Raw genomic sequence first — 18,066 nt, 5'->3', positions numbered from 1 at the left:
ATTAATATGACGTAATGTCATGGAGTAAAACTATGTTATTAAAAGATAAAGCCGCCATTATTACTGGCGCGGCCTCCGCACGCGGTTTGGGTTTTGCGACTGCGAAATTATTCGCCGAAAACGGCGCGAAAGTGGTCATTATCGACCTCAATGGCGAAGCCAGTAAAACCGCCGCGGCGGCACTGGGCGAAGGCCATCTCGGCCTGGCGGCGAACGTCGCCGACGAAGTGCAGGTGCAGGCGGCCATCGAACAGATTTTGGCGAAATACGGCCGGGTCGATGTGCTGGTCAATAACGCCGGGATCACCCAGCCGCTGAAGCTGATGGACATCAAGCGCGCCAACTATGACGCGGTGCTCGATGTCAGCCTGCGCGGCACGCTGCTGATGTCGCAGGCGGTGATCCCCACGATGCGGGCGCAAAAATCCGGCAGCATCGTCTGCATCTCGTCCGTTTCCGCCCAGCGCGGCGGCGGTATCTTCGGCGGTCCGCACTATAGCGCGGCAAAAGCCGGCGTGCTCGGCCTGGCGCGAGCGATGGCGCGCGAACTTGGCCCGGATAACGTCCGCGTTAACTGCATTACCCCAGGGCTGATTCAGACCGACATCACCGCCGGCAAGCTGACGGACGAGATGACGGCCAATATTCTTGCCGACATTCCGATGAACCGCCTCGGCGACGCGGTGGACATCGCCCGCGCCGCGCTGTTCCTCGGCAGCGACCTCTCTTCCTACTCCACCGGTATCACCCTGGATGTTAACGGCGGCATGTTAATTCACTAAGCGAGGCACAGAGATGAAGATCACCGAATCACAAAAAGTCGCTGCGGCGGCGTGGCGTATCCGCCGCTACGCCCTGCAAATGGGGGAAGTGCAGGGGCAGGGCTATATTGGCCAGGCGCTGGGATATGCCGATGTGCTGGCTACCGCCTTCAGCCACGCCATGACCTATCGCCCGGAAGATCCTGAGTGGGAGGGGCGCGATCGGTTCCTGCTTTCTCATGGCCATTACGCTATCGCTTATTATGCCGCGCTGTTGGAGGCGGGCATTATTCCGGAAGCGGAACTGGAAACCTACGGCTCCGACGACAGCCGCCTGCCGATGTCCGGCATGGCGACCTACACGCCGGGGATGGAGATGTCCGGCGGCTCGCTGGGGCAGGGGCTGTCTATCGCCGTCGGCATGGCGCTCGGGCTGCGGCAGAAACAGAGCACAGCCTGGGTCTACAACTCGATGTCCGATGGGGAGCTGGACGAAGGTTCGACCTGGGAAGCGGCGATGTCGGCGGCTCACTATGGCCTGACCAATCTGATTAACCTTGTCGACGTCAACAAACAGCAGGCCGACGGCGATTCACGCAAGATCCTCGGCTTTGAGCCGCTGCAGGATAAATGGGCCGCCTTCGGCTGGTACGTACAGCGCGTAGACGGTAACGATCTGCCGGCGGTGATGGCCGCCTTTGACAACGCGAAAAGTTATTCCGGCAACCAGCCGCGGGTCATTTTATGCGACACGCTGATGGGCAAAGGGGTGCCGTTCCTCGAAACCCGCGATAAGAACCATTTTATTCGCGTCGATGCCGACGAATGGCAAAAAGCGATTGCGGTGCTGGACGCTAACAAACCGGAAGGAGTGCTGTAATGAGCCAGAGTAAACCCCGTTTAAAAACGTCGGCGATGATTGCTTCGATTGCCGATGAAGGCCAGGCGACCGTCTCTGCGCCCTTTGGCGTCGCGCTGTCGAAACTGGCGGCGCAGCGCCCTGAAATCGTCGGTATGACCGCGGACCTGTCAAAATATACTGACCTGCATATTTTCGCCCAGGCCTTCCCGGATCGTTTTTTCCAGATGGGAATGGCGGAGCAGCTGCTGATGGCGGCGGCGGGAGGCATGGCGAAGGAGGGATTTATTCCCTTCGCCACCACCTATGCCGCCTTTGCGACCCGTCGCGCCTATGATTTTATTCATCAGGTGATCGCTGAAGAACATCTGAACGTCAAGATCTGCGCGGCGCTGCCGGGCCTGACGACCGGCTATGGCCCCAGCCATCAGGCCACCGAAGATCTGGCGATCATGCGCGGTATCCCCGGCATGGTCATCGTCGATCCCTGCGATGCGCTGGAGATTGAGCAGGCGGTACCGGCCATTGCCGATCACCAGGGGCCGGTGTATATGCGTCTGCTGCGCGGGAAGGTGCCGCTGGTGCTGGATAAATACGACTATCAGTTCGAACTGGGCAAAGCGAAGCTGCTGGAGGACGGCAACGACGTGCTGATTATCTCCTCCGGGCTGATGACCATGCGCGCCCTGGAGGCGGTTGAAAAGCTGCGGGCCGATAATATCAGCGTGGCGGTCCTGCACGTGCCGACCATCAAACCGCTGGATGAAAAAGCGATTATTGAACAGGCGTCGAAGCCGGGTCGGCTGGTGGTCACCGCCGAAAACCACACCGCTGTCGGCGGGTTAGGGGAGGCTGTGGCCGCCCTGCTGATGCGCAAGGGGGTTCGCTGCGAGATGGATACCGTTGGTCTGCCTGACGCGTTTCTGTTGGCCGGCGCGCTGCCGACCCTCCACGATCGCTACGGCATCTCCACCGCGAAGATCGTCGAAAAGATTAAGTATCGTCTGCGTTAACCGCGCTGCGGCGACGCGCCTGGCCGCTGAGCGCTCTCAGCGGCCTTCTTCCTCCCGCCAGCCAGGCGCGGCATTCTTTTACAGATTTTATGCGGCCTGTCACAAAATCTGCTAGACTGCGCCCCTTCATGGCATTGTGGTTTTTGCCATCTCTTATCGCAATAATCTCCCTGAAAACTACGCCCTTCACCGGGCCGGGGCGGTTCGGAGTTGTTATGTCTTTTGATTCCCTTGGCCTGAATCCCGATATCCTGCGCGCTGTCGCTGAGCAGGGCTACGTTGATCCGACCCCTATCCAGCAGCAGGCGATCCCGGCGGTACTGCAGGGCCGCGACCTGATGGCCAGCGCCCAGACCGGCACCGGTAAAACGGCGGGCTTTACTCTGCCGCTGCTGCAGCGCCTGATCCAGAACGAGCCGCACGCGAAGGGCCGTCGTCCGGTGCGCGCGCTGATCCTGACCCCGACCCGCGAGCTGGCGGCGCAGGTGGGCGAGAACGTGCGGGATTACAGCAAATATCTGAATATTCGCTCGCTGGTGGTGTTCGGCGGCGTGAGTATCAACCCGCAGATGATGAAGCTGCGCGGCGGCGTCGATATCCTCGTCGCCACCCCGGGCCGTCTGCTGGACCTCGAACATCAGAACGCCGTCAGCCTCGATAAAGTGGAAATCCTCGTACTGGATGAGGCGGACCGCATGCTGGATATGGGCTTTATCCATGACATCCGCCGCGTACTGGCTAAACTGCCGCCGCGTCGGCAGAACCTGCTGTTCTCGGCGACCTTCTCCGACGAGATCAAAGGCCTGGCGGAGAAACTGCTGCACAACCCGCTGGAAGTGGAAGTGGCGCGTCGCAACACCGCCTCCGAGCAGATCACCCAGCACGTCCATTTTGTTGATAAGAACCGCAAGCGCGAACTGCTGTCGCAGCTTATCGGCGAAGGCAACTGGCAGCAGGTGCTGGTCTTTACCCGCACCAAGCATGGCGCCAACCACCTCGCGGAGCAGCTCAACAAAGACGGCATCCGCAGCGCGGCGATCCATGGCAACAAGAGCCAGGGGGCGCGTACCCGCGCGCTGGCCGACTTTAAATCCGGCGGCATTCGCGTGCTGGTGGCGACCGATATCGCCGCCCGCGGACTGGATATCGAAGAGCTGCCGCACGTGGTGAACTACGAGCTGCCGAACGTGCCGGAAGATTATGTCCACCGTATTGGGCGTACCGGTCGCGCGGCGGCCACCGGCGAAGCCTTGTCGCTGGTGTGCGTCGATGAGCACAAGCTGCTGCGCGATATCGAGCGCCTGCTGAAAAAAGAGATTCCGCGCATCGCGATTGCCGGCTATGAGCCGGACCCGTCGATTAAAGCCGAACCTATCCAGAACGGTCGCCAGCAGCGCGGCGGCGGTCGTGGTCAGGGGCAGGGACGCGGCGGCCAGGGGCAGGGGCGCAGCGGACAGCCGCGCAGCCAGAGCAGCGCCCCGCGTCGCCAGGACGGCGAGGCGCCGAAAGCGCGCACTCAGGACGGCAAACCGCCGCGCCGCCGTCGCCCGCGTAAGCCGGCTGGCGAATAACAGGCTGATGCCCGGGCCGCGATAACGCGGTTAAGCACGGCTCAGGCCCGTCTGTCCGCTACGCGGCGGCGGGCCTTTTTCTTTCCATTACACTATTTGTCGAGCACGCTTCCACACACAGCAGAAAGCAATACCTCCGGACGGGTAAAAATGGCACAATAGTGGCTGTTTATACAGTATTCAGGTTTTCTCATGGCTTTGACCGCTGCGCTGAAAGCGCAAATCGCCGCCTGGTATAAGGCGCTTCAGGAACAGATCCCGGACTTTATTCCCCGCCCCCCGCAGCGGCAGATGATCGCTGATGTGGCGAAAACCCTCGCCGGGGATGAGGGCAGGCATCTGGCTATCGAAGCGCCGACCGGCGTCGGTAAAACGCTGTCATACCTTATCCCTGGCATTGCCATCGCCCGTGAGGAACAAAAAACGCTGGTGGTCAGCACCGCCAACGTCGCCCTGCAGGATCAAATCTACAGTAAAGACCTGCCGCTGCTGCGCAAGATTATCCCCGACCTGCGCTTCACCGCCGCCTTTGGTCGCGGACGCTACGTCTGCCCGCGCAACCTGGCGGCGCTGGCCAGCACCGAGCCGACGCAGCAGGATCTGCTGGCTTTCCTCGACGACGATCTCACCCCGAACAACCAGGCGGAGCAGAAACTGTGCGCGACGCTGAAGCAGGACCTTGACAGCTATCGCTGGGACGGCCTGCGCGACCATACCGACAAACCCATCGACGATGGACTATGGAGCCGGCTGAGCACCGATAAGGCCAGCTGCCTGAACCGCAACTGCCACTATTATCGCGAGTGTCCGTTCTTTGTGGCGCGGCGGGAAATTCAGGAGGCGGAAGTGGTGGTAGCCAACCATGCGCTGGTGATGGCGGCGATGGAGAGCGAGGCGGTGCTGCCGGAGCCGAAAAACCTGCTGCTGGTCCTTGATGAAGGCCATCATCTGCCGGACGTCGCCCGCGACGCGTTGGAGATGAGCGCCGAGATCACCGCCCCCTGGTTTCGCCTGCAGCTGGATCTGTTTTGCAAGCTGGTGGCTACCTGCATGGAGCAGTTCCGCCCGAAAACCACGCCGCCGCTGGCCAATCCGGAGCGGCTCGCCGGCCATTGCGAAGAGCTGTTCGAGCTGATTGCGTCGTTGAATAATATTCTCAATCTCTACATGCCCGCCGGTCAGGAAGCGGAGCATCGCTTCCCGATGGGCGAACTGCCGCAGGAGGTGATGGAGATCTGCCAGCGGCTGGCGAAGCTCACCGAGACGCTGCGCGGGCTGGCGGAGCTGTTTCTTAACGATCTCAGCGAAAAGACCGGCAGCCATGACGTGGTGCGTCTGCATCGGGTACTGCTGCAGATGAACCGCGCCCTCGGCATGTTTGAAAGCCAAAGCAAGCTGTGGCGTCTGGCGTCGCTGGCGCAGTCCTCTGGCGCGCCGGTGACCAAATGGGCGACGCGGGTAGTGCGAGACGGCCAGATCCACGTCTGGTTCCACTGCGTCGGCATCCGCGTCAGCGATCAGCTTGAGCGGCTGCTGTGGCGCAGCGTGCCGCATATCGTGGTGACGTCAGCGACGCTGCGCTCTCTTAACAGCTTCTCGCGCCTGCAGGAGATGAGCGGCCTGAAGGAAAAAGCGGGTGACCGCTTCGTGGCGCTGGATTCGCCGTTCAACCACGTGGAGCAGGGGAAAATTATTATTCCTCAAATGCGCTATGAACCGTTGATAGATAACGAAGAGCAGCACATTGCCGAGATGGCGGCCTATTTTCGCCAGCAGGTGGAGAGCAAGAAGCATCTCGGGATGCTGGTGCTGTTTGCCAGTGGGCGAGCGATGAATCGCTTCCTGGAGCATGTGACCGACCTGCGTCTGATGCTGCTGGTGCAGGGCGACCAGCCGCGCTACCGGCTGGTGGAGCTGCATCGCAAACGGGTGGAAAGCGGCGAGCGCAGCGTGCTGGTGGGCCTGCAGTCCTTTGCCGAAGGTCTCGATTTAAAAGGCGATCTGTTAAGCCAGGTACATATCCATAAAATCGCCTTTCCGCCCATCGACAGCCCGGTAGTGATCACCGAAGGCGAATGGCTGAAAAGCCTCAATCGTTATCCCTTCGAGGTACAGAGTTTGCCCAGCGCCTCCTTTAATCTTATTCAGCAGGTGGGGCGTTTGATCCGTAGCCATCACTGCTGGGGAGAGGTGGTGATTTACGATAAGCGTCTGTTGACCAAAAACTACGGCGCGCGTCTACTGAACGCGTTACCTGTTTTTCCCATTGAGCAGCCGGGCGTTCCGGAGGTTATAGTAAAACGGAAAGCAAAACAGACAGCAAAACAGACAGGCCGCAAACGTCGCTGACGACGGCGCGTTGCACCAGGGGGAGCCATGGAGTACAGCAAAATTATAAAAGAGGTGGGCCGCGGTAAGAATCATGCCCGCGACCTGGATGAAGAGACCGCCCGTGCGCTCTACGCGCGGATGCTGAACGGCGAGGTGCCGGAGCTGGAGCTGGGAGGAATATTAATCGCCCTGCGCATCAAAGGCGAAGGCGAAGCGGAGATGAAAGGCTTTTACGCCGCGATGCAGCAGCATACGCTGCGCCTGACCCCGCCGGCAGGCAAGCCGATGCCGATCGTTATCCCCAGCTACAATGGCGCGCGCAAGCAGGCGAACCTGACGCCGCTGCTGGCGATGCTCCTGCATAAGCTGGGGTTTCCGGTCGTGGTTCACGGCGTCAGTCACGATCCGACCCGGGTGCTGACCGAGACCATTTTTACCCTGCTGGACATTCCGGCTACCCGGCATGCCGGTCAGGCGCAGGCGCAGCTGGAGGGGCATGAACCGGTGTATATCCCGGTGGGCGCCTTCTGCCCGCCGCTGGAGAAACAGCTGGCGATGCGCTGGCGGATGGGCGTACGCAACAGCGCCCATACGCTGGCCAAACTGGCCACGCCGTTTGGCGAAGGGGAGGCGCTACGCCTCTCCAGCGTGTCGCATCCGGAATATGTTCCCCGGGTGGCGGGCTTCTTTCGCGAGACCGGTGGCCGCGCGCTGCTGATGCACGGTACCGAAGGCGAAGTGTACGCCAACCCGCAGCGCTGCCCGCAGATCAGCCTGATTGATGACCAGGGCGTGCGGGTGCTGTGCGACCGCCAGACCGAGGCGGCGGCGGAAGTTATTCTGCCGGCCTCGAAAGATCCCGAAGTGACCGCGCGCTGGATCGAGCGCTGCGTCGCCGGCGTCGAACCGGTACCCCACTCGCTGAAGATCCAGCTCGCCTGCTGTCTGCTGGCCTGCGGCGAGGTCTCAACCCTGGAGCAGGGTCTCAGCCGCGTCAACGACTGCTGGTGAGCGGATCGGCAGGATAAAAAAAAGCCCGTCCGGTGGCTCGGACGGGCAAGGCAAGGGTATTAAAGGTCTTTTCAGGGTTAATTCAGTGGCTTACAGGGTTGAGTTGCGATTATTTATAGATAACCGCGGTACCGCTCAGTTTGTTGTTGGTGTTAGCGGAAGTGATGCTATAGCCGGTTGCGCCAGCGGCTTCGGCTTTAGCAGCCAGTTTCGCTTCCAGACCATCTAACGTGGTTGCGCCTTGCGCAGACACCACACCGATCTTATTCATGCTTTCAGCCTGAGCGGGGGTAACCGGCTCGGCGGCAAAGGCGCCGAAGGAAAGGGCGGTCAGTGCGATGGCAGCGGCAGCATATTTGATGTTTTTCATAGTTAATCTCTCGCAGGTTGTTCTGTTCAGGGGACGATGTTCCGTCGATGTGATAAGTATCACGCTTTTTTGCGGGAGATAAAATCGAAGGAAATTCACAGTCTTCATCGATTTTTTTGAATGACTAATAATTTACTGATTATTAATAAATTATTTCTGATTCTTTTCGTCTGATGGCGGAGCGAGGGAGACCGGCACGCTTAAGGGCACATATTGCGACATTTATCGCCAAAAAGTGTGCGCGAAAAGATAATGCGAAAAGCTGTCATGAACGGTAAAGGAAAGTCAGCGTAGCTGGCTATCCTTGGAACCACGGCGATTATATCCTGAAAATGTATTGTTATGTAAATCTTTCTCCTGTTGGCACTTCACGCAGTATCTGACGCCAGGAATAGCCTGTCGGCGAGCCTCCGGAATCGGTTCTCCGCATTCATCACAAAATTTGTTGCTTTCGCCGCGTGGAAGCTCGCGGCGGGCGCGAGCCACCGCATCGTCAATGGTGCTGTCGATCTGATCCTGAACGGCGCCGTCGCCTGCCCAACCTGATGCCATCGTCTGCCTCCTGTAAAAGGTTATTGATAAATTATAGCTGAACCGTACAGCCGGTTACCGCTGCTGGCGGCATTGACCCGCCAGGCTATCGCCCCACGGCGGTGGGCCTTATCCGCGAGGGCAGCAACCAGGTCGTCAAGGGTAGGGGCGCCGGAGGCGGAGACGGTGCCGACAGGGCGCAGTGGCCCGTCATAGGGCAGTTCAGGTGTCAGCGGCAGGGAAGAGGCCGCATTGGCCTGAGCGGCAAGCGCAGCGGCAAACAGCAGCGAGGTGATTTTCATCAGCATATCCTCATAAACAGCATGGGACATAGCTTAAGTGTAGGCCTTTCCAGACCGCGCAGCAGGGAATTTTTTATGCAAAAACAAGGCGTTTTGCATGCTACCGGCGCAGGGTAGCGATACTCTGGCCGGTAAATTATTTAGCGGGCGTCCGGGCGGATCATGTCAAAACGCAGGCTGTCATCAATACTGTAATAGGCGCTCGGACCTCCGGCGCGCAGGATCGGCTGAGCGCGGGCGGTTTGATAGATGCCGTTATCCAGCAGTGATTCATCGATATGCACGGCGACCACTTCGCCGAGCACCAGCCATGTATCGACAAGATTGCCGTCGGCGGTGGCGAGCTGAATACATTGCGACAGGCGGCACTCAAAGTTCACCGGGCTCTCCGCCACCCGGGGGGCCTTGACCAGGCGGCTGGCGGCGGCGGTGAGCCCGGCGCGCACGAATTCATCCTCATGGTGCGGGATCGAGGCGGAGGTTTCGTTCATCGCTTCGGCCAGCGGGCGCGTCGCCAGGTTCCAGACGAACTCCTTCGTTTCGACGATATTTCGCACGCTGTCTTTCCAGCCGCTGCTGGCGAAACCAATGATCGGCGGACGATAGTTAAAGCAGTTAAAAAAGCTGTATGGCGCCAGATTATGCTGGCCCTCGGCGTCCTGCGAGGCGATCCAGCCTATCGGGCGAGGCCCGATTATCGCGTTCAGCGGGTCATGCGGCAGGCCGTGGCCCTGCGAAGGTTGATAAAAGTACATGCTGCACCTGTCACGGATAAAGGAGATATCCAGACTCCCTTATTTACCGCGCCGCCGTCAACGGGTATCTTACGCGGCTGTTCAAAGGAGATTGTCATGAAAGCCCAGAAACCGGGGTTACACCCGCGTAACCGCCACCATCAACGCTACGACCTGCCCGCGCTCTGCCAGGCTCATCCTGACCTGCAGGGATACATTACGCTCAATCCGCGGGGTGAGCAGACCATTGATTTTGCCAATCCGCAGGCGGTTAAGGCGTTGAATAAAGCGCTGCTGGCGCATTTCTACGCGGTCAAACACTGGGACATTCCTGACGGTTTTCTCTGTCCGCCGGTGCCCGGGCGGGCCGATTATATTCATCATCTGGCGGATCTGCTGGCCGGGGACAGCGGCGAAGTGCCGAAGCAAGCCACGATCCTCGATATTGGCACCGGCGCCAACCTCATCTATCCCCTGATCGGCGTTCACGAATATGGCTGGCGCTTTACCGGCAGCGAAATCAGCCCGGAAGCCTTCGCCAGCGCGCAGGCGATTGTTAATGGCAACCCGGGATTGACCCGGCAGATCCGTCTGCGTCGGCAAAAAGAGAGCCAGGCCATCTTCCACGGCGTGATCCACAAAAACGAGACCTATGACGCCACCCTGTGCAATCCGCCGTTCCATGACTCCGCAGAGAGCGCCCGGGCGGGCGGCGAGCGCAAGCGCCGCAATCTCGGACTCGGCGCCGACAGCGGGCTTAACTTTGGCGGTCAGCAGCAGGAGCTGTGGTGCGAGGGGGGCGAAGTGGCCTTTATCTCGCAGATGATCCGCGAAAGTCAGGCCTTCGCCCGCCAGGTGAAATGGTTTACCTCGCTGGTGTCGCGCGGCGACAATCTGCCGCCGCTCTACCGCCTGCTGACCGAGGTCGGGGCAGTGAAAGTGGTGAAAAAAGAGATGGCCCAGGGGCAAAAGCAGAGCCGCTTTATCGCCTGGAGCTTTATGGACGACGCCAAACGCCGCCGTCCGTTCTAACTACTCCACGGCCGGGCTGTCGGCGCCCGGCATCGGCAATTGCTGCCAGGTCTGTACCGGGGCGCGAACCCCGGCGCGGTCGAAGTGCTTTTTCACCTGGGTATCAAGGGCAAAGCGCACCGTCCACTGCTTCAGCGGCAAGGTGGTGAAGCTGACGCGCAGCGTAAAGGCGGTATTGCTCAACCCCACCAGCCCGGCGAACGACGGTTCGCCAATGATCAGGCCGCGGATCTCCTCCTGGGCCAGCAGATCGTCCACTGCCGCCTTCAGCGCCTGGCTGGCTTTATCCAGATCCTCATGGCGATCGACGTCATAGTTAGCCACCACCGAGCCAATGCCGCGCACGAAGTTGGCAAAGGTGGTGATCGAGGACCAGGGAATAATGTGATAGGCGCCGGTATCCTGGCGCACCCCCACTGAGCGAATCGACATCCGTTCCACCGTGCCGGTCAAAGGCCCGATGGTGACCAGGTCGCCGGTATTCATCCCGTTCTCAAACTGGATAAAAATGCCGGTGATAATGTCTTTAACCAGGGTTTGCGCGCCGAACGAGATGGCCAGCCCTAACGCCCCGGCGCCCGCCAGCAGCGGCGCGATATTAACCCCAATCTCCGAGAGCAAAATCATCACCGTGATGGTGCTGATCACCACCGCCAGCGCGTTGCGAAACAGGGTTAGCAGCGTACGGGCCCGCGCGCTGGGCAGCGGACGGCCATGGATATCCGAGGCCAGACGGTTTTCGATCAGGCTGGCCAACACCGTCCAGCCGATAGCGGAGAAGAAGAGGATAAGAGCGATACGGATCAGCACATCCACCGTTTTTTGCCCGGCATCGTTGTGCAGCCATTCGCGGAAGTCAAACAGCCCCCAGGCGCTCAGGAGCAGCATTATGGCGACACAGACGGTGAGAATGCGCGCTGCCTTCAGCGAGGCGGAGATCCAGCCGTTCAGCCGCTTTTGCAGCTCAGGATAGTTGCGCTGGGTGGCAGGGGAGAGAGTGATGGTTTTGGCTATCCAGCGCGACAGGATGCCGGACACCAGCGCCGCGCCGCCGATAATCGCCAGGCTGCGCAGGGTGGCGCCCATCATAAATTTCAGGCTGTTGCCTGGGTCGAACAGGGAAAAGAAGAAGAGCACCACAAAGTAGGCGCAGGCCAGCCAGTGCCAAATCAGGGCGAAGGCGCGGATAAACAGGCTAAAAAAGGAGAGCGAGCGGTCAGCCAGATGGATCAGCCCCTGCGTAATCACCGCTTTGTTATGAAAAATCAGATACAGCGCCCACAGCGTAATGCACAGCATGATGATGACGTTAGCCAGCGCGCCGACCTGAACATTCACCTGGTTAGAGATAATCGGCACCGCGACGATCAGGCCGTAGCCGATCAGGCTGCTGAGGGCGCTCAGGCGCAGACTCCAGTAGGAGGCGGCCTCGTCGCTGAGGTTAAAGGGCCTGAGCGCTGGAATGCGCGGGCAGAAAATGAGCCGCAGGATGGCTTTAAAGAACTCGATCAGCGCGAAGGCGTTGAGGAAAAGGCTCTGCTGAAAGGCGATAGTGGGGTTGTTGCCATCCAGACGATCGCTCAACAGCTGACCGACAAACAGGGTCAGCGCCAGCAGCAGCAGATCGATAATAAACGCCCCGGCGATGGTCAACGGCAGCTGGAGCCAGTTTCCGCGATCGCGGTTTTTATGCCGTCCCCATTCGCCCATTTTACGATACAGCGGCAGCGCCGCGAGGCGTACCAGCCACCAGAAGGCAAACACCAGCCCGGCCAGCAGTAAAAAATGCCAGGCGGCGCTGGTAAAGGTTTGTGGATTAAAGGGCTTATGCGGCGAGCCGGTAATATTGCGCCACAGCTGGGAAAAGCGCGATGAGAGCTCATCGCCATATTCCCGGCTGATCTGCGTGACGTTCTCCAGCACGGTGGTCTCTTCTTTCACCGCCGGCGGCGTCAGCGTCGGGGTGCTGTCGGGCGGCGGCGTGGCGGCCGCTTTACGCAGCTGGTCAATGAGCTCCTGGCGGGCGGCGTCGTTGGCCAGCACGTCGGCCAGCGCGGCATAGGCTGCTCTTTTCTGTTCTACATCGGGTTCGCTGGCGCTGGTTTTATCGGCGTTAGCGGTCGGCACACCGGGCAGGGCGGCGGCGGAAAGCGGGGCAGTAAACAGCGCAGCGAGCAAAAGCAGGATCCACGGCATGGGCACCTCCGTTGCAACGTAAACGGGTAAGTATAGAAGCCGCTGGCGGAAGGGGAGGGAAGAGGAATCTGGAAAGCGGCTCTCTCCGCGAGGGAGAGAGCCGTTGTGGGTCAGGCGACGTGCTGCAGGAATTCGCGCAGACGCGGGCTTGGCGGGTTGTTCACCAACTCCTGTGGATTGCCGTCTTCGGCAATTCGTCCTTTGTCGATAAAGATCAGTCGCGAGGCCACTTTTTCGGCAAAGCCGATTTCGTGGGTCACAATCACCATCGTCATACCCTCTTCCGCCAGATCCTGCATCACCTTGAGCACTTCATGGCGCAGTTCCGGGTCGAGCGCGGAGGTGGGCTCATCAAACAGCATCATCTTCGGCTTCACCGCCAGCGCGCGGGCGATGGCCACACGCTGCTGCTGGCCGCCGGAGAGTTCAGACGGATAGTGATGCGCGCGCTCAGCCAGACCGACTTTCGCCAGCAGATCTTTCGCCAGCTTCTCCGCCGCCTGTTTGCTGGCGCCGCGTACCCGCAGCGGGCCAAACATCACGTTTTCCAGCGCCGTCAGGTGCGGGAACAGGTAAAACTGCTGGAACACCATTCCGGCTTCCTGACGAATCAGACGTTCGTCCACCTTTGGATCGTTGACCTTCAGGCCATCGACAATCAGATCGCCGCTGGTGATCTCTTCCAGTTTATTGATACAGCGCAGCATCGTCGATTTACCGGAGCCGGACGGGCCGATGATGACCACCACTTCACCCTGATTGATTTTCAGAGAGATATCGTGCAGCACCTGGGTTGGGCCAAAGTGCTTGGAGACGTTTTTAAATTCAATCACAGGATTTTCATCCTTCTTTCAAGACGACGCAGAATAAAGCTCAGGACCAGGGTGATGATCAGGTAGATCACGGCAACGGCGCTCCAGATTTCCAGCGCGCGGAAGTTGCCGGCGATGATCTCCTGTCCCTGACGGGTCAGTTCGGCGACGCCGATGACGATGAACAGCGAGGTATCCTTGATGCTGATGATCCACTGGTTGCCCAGCGGCGGCAGCATGCGGCGCAGCGCCAGCGGCAGGATCACGTGGCGAATGGTTTCGCGACGCGACAGGCCGAGCGCCAGGCCCGCTTCGCGGAAGCCTTTATGAATGGAGAGCACTGCGCCGCGGGTAATTTCCGCGATATAGGCGCCCGAGTTAATCATGATGGTCACTACCGCCGCGGAGAAGGGGTCAATGCGCAGATCGCTAAAGGCCATCGGCAGCGCAAAGTAGATGAACATAACCTGCACCACAATCGGGGTGCCGCGAATGATTTCAATAAACACCAGCGCGATGTGGTTGGCGATCCAGCCGCCGAAGCAGCGGGCGAAACCGGCCACCAGACCGATGATCAGGCCGCCGGCCAGGCCGAGGACGGAAATCCACAGCGTCATTTTGGCGCCTTCCAGCAAAATCGGAATGGCGGGCCAGATGGCACTCCAGTCAAACTGCATAATACGTTCCTGTTACCGTGTCGAGAGCAGAGGAAAGCCTCCGCCAAAATACGGTCTTCCGCAGCGTCTGTGCCGGAAGACCGTTGTGATGTCGCCGGGCCTGCGCCCGGCGAAGGACATTTTTATTATTTTGGTTCAGTGCCGAACCATTTTTTATAAATTTCGTTGTAGGTGCCGTTCTCGCGCAGCGTTTTCAGCGCACCGTTCACTTTCTCACGCAGCTCGTCGCTGCCTTTCGGGAAGGCGATACCGTAGTTTTGCGCTTCCAGTGATTCACCTACCGCTTTGAATTTGCCGTTGCCCGCAGTTTTGATGAAGTAGAGGATGTTCGGCGTATCGTGCAGGACGGCATCCGCGCGGCCGGTACCCAGCTCCATATAGGCGTTATCGATGTTCGGGAACTGACGCAGATCTTTGGTTTTGATATTAGCTTTGGCGTAGTCAACGGAGCCGGTGCCGCTCTTCACCGCGACCACTTTGCCGTTCAGATCTTTCACATCTTTGATGTCGTTATTATTGGCGTTGACCATCACCAGCAGGCCGCTTTTGTAGTAGCCGTCAGAGAAGTCGATGGCTTTTTTACGCTCGTCGGTAATGGTGATCCCCGCCAACGCCAGATCGATATTTTTGGTTTGCAGCGCCGGGATAATGCCGCTGAAGTCCATCGGCTTCAGGGTGTAGTCGAGCTTCAGCTCTTTGGCGATGGCCGCCCACAGGTCAACGTCAAAACCCACATACTTATCGCCTTGCTTAAATTCGAACGGGACGAACGCCGTATCGGTGGCGACAACCAGGGTCTTATTGGCGGCATGGGAAGAAACCGCAAAAGCCAGGGTCAGTGCAGCCAGTGAAACTTTAAATACAGACTTCATAGCATTTCCTTTTATATCCACGGGACGATCCCCTGCGAGAACGACTAGCCTAATGAAAAAATCGTGCCACTTTTACAACCTGTTGTTTTTAAACAAACGAAGCGGTAGCCGCTGCACAATATCGATCATTTCAGGCAAAGAGTGCACCATAACGGGGCGTTATTTTGGTGCATCCTGAGGTCGCTGAATAACGAGCCCATTTTTAGCGCAAACCCTGATGGGAAAACAATCTCGGTGTAACGATTGTGTGAGGTGATTATTACAATTGTTTTACTTTTGTGCGCATTTTCATCAATTTGACGCCCTGAAATGGTGCAAGGACAGCGGGTGAGGGAAAGGCGGAGGGGAAAAACAGCAAGGGTTGGGATGGGAAAGCAAAGGCGCCGTCGACCGCGCTACGGCCGACGGCAAAGCCTTACTCGATGTTCGCTTCAATAAACCACAGGAATTTATCCAGGTCGCGGGAAGCGGCGGTGAAGATATCTGCGGTATCTTCGTCTTTGGCTTCACCGATCGCTTTGCGCACATCGTTCGCCACTACCGCGTAACGGTCCGCCAGCGCTTTCAGGTGATCCTGAACATGATGGATATCCAGCGGATAGCTCTGCAGCGGGGTTTTGCTGTTGATCACCTGAGTGGTGCCCAGGGCGACGCCGCCCAGCTGTACGGCGCGCTCCGCCATGGTATCCAGATGCTCAGTGAGCGCGGTACGGAAGCCATCCAGCATTTCGTGCACGGCGATAAAGTTCGCACCGCGCATATTCCAGTGTGCCTGCTTGGTGATAAGGGACAGGTCAATGAACTGGATCACCTGGCGATTCAACAGCTCAATGGTCGCTTTCTTTTCGCTGTCAGCGACATCGTTGCGGGTATAGACCAGATTAGATGCTTTTGATTTAACCAGTTTAGCGGTACTCATCGTTTCATATCCTCTTGATATTGATGCTCGTCACACTTCAAAGCTGAATGATGTGGAGCGTTGTCCCAGGTAACTTCGGGACTAAGTATAGCAAGGGTTTTAAAGTATGAGGCATCGGCAGGCCATATTACTCCGATAGCGTAAAGTGGTTGGCTATTTGAAAAAGCAAGCTAAGTCAGAAGGTTAGCGGAGGCTGGCGGGCCCGTAACTCGCGCGGGCCGCCGCCGTAACAGAATGTTAATTGATATCGACTTGCTTAATTTTGCTCTGCCGCTGCATGGTCAGCGTGGCGCCCATTGAGGCGATGATAATAGCGCCCAGCGCCAGGGTCTGGGAGAGATTCAGGGTTTCGCCGAGGAAGACCATACCGGACAGGGCGGCTAGCGCCGGCTCGAGGCTCATCAGCGTGCCGAAGGTGCGCGTCGGCAGGCGCGTCAGGGCCATCATCTCCAGGGAGTAGGGGAGTGCAGTGGAGAGAATGGCAATCCCCAGCCCCAGGGGCAGCAGCGACCATTGCCACAGCGTATCGGTAGCTTGCGCCATGCCTAACGGGACAAAGACCAGCGAGGCGATAAGCGACCCCATCGCCACCGTGGCTGGACCATGCTCCTCGCCCGCGCGCTGGCCGGTCAGAATATAGACCGCCCAACAGGCTCCGGCGCCGAGAGCGAACAGCGCGCCGGTTAAATCCACCTGCGCCACGTTCTGGCCCAGCGGCAGGAGATACCACAGCCCGAGGATCGCCAGCGCCACCCAGACAAAATCCAGCGGGCGGCGCGAGCCGAAAAGCGCCACCGCCAGCGGGCCGGTAAACTCGAGGGCTACCGCCACGCCGAGCGGAATACGCTGCAGGGATAAATAAAACAGATAGTTCATCGCCCCGAGCGCCAGGCCGTATAGCAGCAGCGGCACGCGCTGGGCCGGAGAGAAACGCAGCCGCCAGGGCTTGAACACCACCACCAGGATCAGCGTCCCGAGCGCCAGGCGCAGGGCGGTAACCCCCGGGGCGCCGACCACCGGGAACAGCGATTTGGCGAGCGATGCGCCGCTCTGAATCGAGGTCATAGCGATTAAAATCACCACTATTGGCAACCATGCCGCCGCTTTTCGGGATGGACCGGGCATCCTTTCTCCTGTCAGTTTTTGTCAAAAGGGGTAAAAGTTCCAGTGTACTGGAATTAGCTGCTGACGGTTGAGCTAATGTTGAAAAAAACACGGGCAAAAACAGTACAATGGCGAACGTTGCTGAGAAATTCACCAAGTGATTAGGATTAATCTGGATGCTTGCGAATTTCTTAATGAGCGTTAAACTGTAAGTTAACGCCAAAAACTGTTGTTTTCCATATTGTTATAGAAATATGGAAACTTTTGGTTACATGAAAAAGTATGTTAGACAATGTAAACTCCAAAGAGTTTCCCAAAAGTTTTTGATATATTTAAGGCTTAGGACTTATTAGAAACACATTTGAGGTGGTTATGAATAAAATTGCACGTCTTTCAGCACTGGCCGTTGTTCTGGCTGCATCCGTAGGTACCACTGCATTTGCTGCAACTTCTACTGTAACCGGCGGTTACGCGCAGAGCGACATGCAGGGTAAAGCGAACAAAGCTGGCGGTTTCAACCTGAAATACCGTTACGAGCAAGATAACAACCCGCTGGGTGTTATCGGTTCCTTCACCTACACCGAGAAGGATAACAACAGCAACGGTACTTACAACAAAGGTCAGTACTACGGCATCACCGCAGGTCCGGCTTACCGTCTGAACGACTGGGCAAGCATCTACGGCGTAGTGGGTGTTGGTTACGGTAAATTCCAGAACAACAACTTCCCTAATAAATCCGATATGAGCGACTACGGTTTCTCCTACGGTGCTGGTCTGCAGTTCAACCCGATCGAAAACGTTGCCCTGGACTTCTCCTACGAGCAGTCTCGTATTCGTAACGTTGACGTCGGCACCTGGATTGCTGGCGTGGGTTACCGCTTCTAATCACTCCGGTGATATAAAAAATCCGCCTCCCGGGGCGGATTTTTTTTGCCTGGCGATCGCCAGCCCGGCCGGTTGGCCGGCGCTGA

General features: G+C 58.4%; 18 protein-coding genes. 8 read left to right on the top strand and 10 right to left on the bottom strand.

The features are described from left to right. Positions 1 to 32: 32 nt before the first annotated feature. From ACLH1I_RS06685 to ybiB, 6 genes are all read left to right on the top strand, one after another. Entirely contained in the window at positions 33 to 782 is a 750-nt protein-coding gene (locus ACLH1I_RS06685; RefSeq protein WP_411302753.1) for an SDR family NAD(P)-dependent oxidoreductase, read from the top strand. Between the two features lie 13 nt (positions 783 to 795). After that, positions 796 to 1,641 carry a transketolase gene (locus ACLH1I_RS06680; protein WP_017900161.1) on the top strand — a complete coding sequence of 282 codons (846 nt, stop codon included), beginning with the start codon at positions 796 to 798 and terminating at the stop codon, positions 1,639 to 1,641. Further along, entirely contained in the window at positions 1,641 to 2,633 is a 993-nt protein-coding gene (locus tag ACLH1I_RS06675) for a transketolase family protein (protein WP_017900160.1), read from the top strand. Before ACLH1I_RS06680 ends, ACLH1I_RS06675 begins: the two co-directional genes overlap by 1 nt. Positions 2,634 to 2,848: 215 nt before the next feature. Beyond that, positions 2,849 to 4,204 carry an ATP-dependent RNA helicase RhlE gene (gene rhlE, locus ACLH1I_RS06670; protein WP_017900159.1) on the top strand — a complete coding sequence of 452 codons (1,356 nt, stop codon included), beginning with the start codon at positions 2,849 to 2,851 and terminating at the stop codon, positions 4,202 to 4,204. 192 nt (positions 4,205 to 4,396) lie between these two features. Further along, positions 4,397 to 6,553 (top strand): ATP-dependent DNA helicase DinG, encoded by a 2,157-nt coding sequence (gene dinG / locus ACLH1I_RS06665; protein ID WP_017900158.1) that lies wholly within the window; start codon positions 4,397 to 4,399, stop codon positions 6,551 to 6,553. A 27-nt stretch (positions 6,554 to 6,580) separates the two neighbouring features. Next, positions 6,581 to 7,546, top strand: a complete 966-nt coding sequence (gene ybiB, locus ACLH1I_RS06660) for a DNA-binding protein YbiB (protein ID WP_004886183.1) — start codon at positions 6,581 to 6,583, stop codon at positions 7,544 to 7,546. A 109-nt stretch (positions 7,547 to 7,655) separates the two neighbouring features. Here ybiB and ybiJ read toward each other — a convergent pair whose 3' ends face one another. The 4 genes from ybiJ to ACLH1I_RS06640 form a co-directional block, all read right to left on the bottom strand. Then, a complete protein-coding gene (ybiJ, locus tag ACLH1I_RS06655; protein ID WP_004176772.1) occupies positions 7,656 to 7,916 on the bottom strand; it encodes a DUF1471 family protein YbiJ in 261 nt (86 codons plus the stop codon). Positions 7,917 to 8,201: 285 nt separating this feature from the next. Further along, positions 8,202 to 8,468: a DksA/TraR family C4-type zinc finger protein gene (locus ACLH1I_RS06650; RefSeq protein ID WP_002895824.1), complete on the bottom strand. Its 267-nt coding sequence runs from the start codon at positions 8,466 to 8,468 to the stop codon at positions 8,202 to 8,204. Positions 8,469 to 8,488: 20 nt separating this feature from the next. After that, positions 8,489 to 8,749, bottom strand: coding sequence for a DUF1471 domain-containing protein (locus tag ACLH1I_RS06645; protein ID WP_025999233.1), 261 nt, complete (start codon positions 8,747 to 8,749; stop codon positions 8,489 to 8,491). A 140-nt stretch (positions 8,750 to 8,889) separates the two neighbouring features. After that, entirely contained in the window at positions 8,890 to 9,504 is a 615-nt protein-coding gene (locus tag ACLH1I_RS06640; RefSeq protein ID WP_004886190.1) for a flavin reductase family protein, read from the bottom strand. 96 nt (positions 9,505 to 9,600) lie between these two features. Between ACLH1I_RS06640 and rlmF the strand changes: the two genes are divergently transcribed. After that, positions 9,601 to 10,515 carry a 23S rRNA (adenine(1618)-N(6))-methyltransferase RlmF gene (gene rlmF / locus ACLH1I_RS06635; RefSeq protein ID WP_017900155.1) on the top strand — a complete coding sequence of 305 codons (915 nt, stop codon included), beginning with the start codon at positions 9,601 to 9,603 and terminating at the stop codon, positions 10,513 to 10,515. On the opposite strand, the gene ybiO is transcribed toward rlmF, so the two are convergent. The 6 genes from ybiO to rhtA form a co-directional block, all read right to left on the bottom strand. After that, entirely contained in the window at positions 10,516 to 12,711 is a 2,196-nt protein-coding gene (gene ybiO / locus ACLH1I_RS06630; protein ID WP_004886194.1) for a mechanosensitive channel protein, read from the bottom strand. A gap of 110 nt (positions 12,712 to 12,821) precedes the next feature. Then, the gene (gene glnQ, locus ACLH1I_RS06625) at positions 12,822 to 13,544 is read right to left on the bottom strand and encodes a glutamine ABC transporter ATP-binding protein GlnQ (RefSeq protein ID WP_004212183.1); all 723 of its coding nucleotides are present in this window, start codon (positions 13,542 to 13,544) and stop codon (positions 12,822 to 12,824) included. Continuing rightward, entirely contained in the window at positions 13,541 to 14,200 is a 660-nt protein-coding gene (gene glnP, locus ACLH1I_RS06620) for a glutamine ABC transporter permease GlnP (RefSeq protein ID WP_002895837.1), read from the bottom strand. The genes glnQ and glnP overlap by 4 nt, the downstream gene beginning before the upstream one ends. Positions 14,201 to 14,325: 125 nt before the next feature. Beyond that, positions 14,326 to 15,072: a glutamine ABC transporter substrate-binding protein GlnH gene (gene glnH, locus ACLH1I_RS06615; protein ID WP_004886198.1), complete on the bottom strand. Its 747-nt coding sequence runs from the start codon at positions 15,070 to 15,072 to the stop codon at positions 14,326 to 14,328. 415 nt (positions 15,073 to 15,487) lie between these two features. Further along, entirely contained in the window at positions 15,488 to 15,991 is a 504-nt protein-coding gene (gene dps / locus ACLH1I_RS06610; protein WP_004886200.1) for a DNA starvation/stationary phase protection protein Dps, read from the bottom strand. 237 nt (positions 15,992 to 16,228) lie between these two features. Continuing rightward, complete coding sequence (rhtA, locus tag ACLH1I_RS06605; RefSeq protein WP_004886203.1) at positions 16,229 to 17,116, bottom strand: threonine/homoserine exporter RhtA; 888 nt, start codon at positions 17,114 to 17,116, stop codon at positions 16,229 to 16,231. 351 nt (positions 17,117 to 17,467) lie between these two features. On the opposite strand from rhtA, the gene ompX reads away from it, so the two are divergent. Further along, on the top strand, positions 17,468 to 17,980 hold the full coding sequence (gene ompX, locus ACLH1I_RS06600; RefSeq protein ID WP_004886207.1) for an outer membrane protein OmpX: 513 nt from the start codon (positions 17,468 to 17,470) through the stop codon (positions 17,978 to 17,980). Positions 17,981 to 18,066 lie beyond the last annotated feature (86 nt).

The organism is Klebsiella sp. 1SOBk10mer, from assembly GCF_046602535.1.
Classification (GTDB): Bacteria; Pseudomonadota; Gammaproteobacteria; order Enterobacterales; family Enterobacteriaceae; genus Klebsiella; species Klebsiella quasipneumoniae.
This window is presented reverse-complemented; position numbering and strand designations above follow the sequence as displayed.

Excerpts from the sequence above, each read along its gene's own strand:
- ACLH1I_RS06685 (WP_411302753.1), top strand. The coding sequence starts at position 33 with ATGTTATTAAAAGATAAAGCCGCCATTATTACTGGCGCGGCCTCCGCA.
- ACLH1I_RS06680 (WP_017900161.1), top strand. The coding sequence starts at position 796 with ATGAAGATCACCGAATCACAAAAAGTCGCTGCGGCGGCGTGGCGTATC.
- ACLH1I_RS06675 (WP_017900160.1), top strand. The coding sequence starts at position 1,641 with ATGAGCCAGAGTAAACCCCGTTTAAAAACGTCGGCGATGATTGCTTCG.
- rhlE (WP_017900159.1), top strand. The coding sequence starts at position 2,849 with ATGTCTTTTGATTCCCTTGGCCTGAATCCCGATATCCTGCGCGCTGTC.
- dinG (WP_017900158.1), top strand. The coding sequence starts at position 4,397 with ATGGCTTTGACCGCTGCGCTGAAAGCGCAAATCGCCGCCTGGTATAAG.
- ybiB (WP_004886183.1), top strand. The coding sequence starts at position 6,581 with ATGGAGTACAGCAAAATTATAAAAGAGGTGGGCCGCGGTAAGAATCAT.
- ybiJ (WP_004176772.1), bottom strand. The coding sequence starts at position 7,916 with ATGAAAAACATCAAATATGCTGCCGCTGCCATCGCACTGACCGCCCTT.
- ACLH1I_RS06650 (WP_002895824.1), bottom strand. The coding sequence starts at position 8,468 with ATGGCATCAGGTTGGGCAGGCGACGGCGCCGTTCAGGATCAGATCGAC.
- ACLH1I_RS06645 (WP_025999233.1), bottom strand. The coding sequence starts at position 8,749 with ATGAAAATCACCTCGCTGCTGTTTGCCGCTGCGCTTGCCGCTCAGGCC.
- ACLH1I_RS06640 (WP_004886190.1), bottom strand. The coding sequence starts at position 9,504 with ATGTACTTTTATCAACCTTCGCAGGGCCACGGCCTGCCGCATGACCCG.
- rlmF (WP_017900155.1), top strand. The coding sequence starts at position 9,601 with ATGAAAGCCCAGAAACCGGGGTTACACCCGCGTAACCGCCACCATCAA.
- ybiO (WP_004886194.1), bottom strand. The coding sequence starts at position 12,711 with ATGCCGTGGATCCTGCTTTTGCTCGCTGCGCTGTTTACTGCCCCGCTT.
- glnP (WP_002895837.1), bottom strand. The coding sequence starts at position 14,200 with ATGCAGTTTGACTGGAGTGCCATCTGGCCCGCCATTCCGATTTTGCTG.
- glnH (WP_004886198.1), bottom strand. The coding sequence starts at position 15,072 with ATGAAGTCTGTATTTAAAGTTTCACTGGCTGCACTGACCCTGGCTTTT.
- dps (WP_004886200.1), bottom strand. The coding sequence starts at position 15,991 with ATGAGTACCGCTAAACTGGTTAAATCAAAAGCATCTAATCTGGTCTAT.
- rhtA (WP_004886203.1), bottom strand. The coding sequence starts at position 17,116 with ATGCCCGGTCCATCCCGAAAAGCGGCGGCATGGTTGCCAATAGTGGTG.
- ompX (WP_004886207.1), top strand. The coding sequence starts at position 17,468 with ATGAATAAAATTGCACGTCTTTCAGCACTGGCCGTTGTTCTGGCTGCA.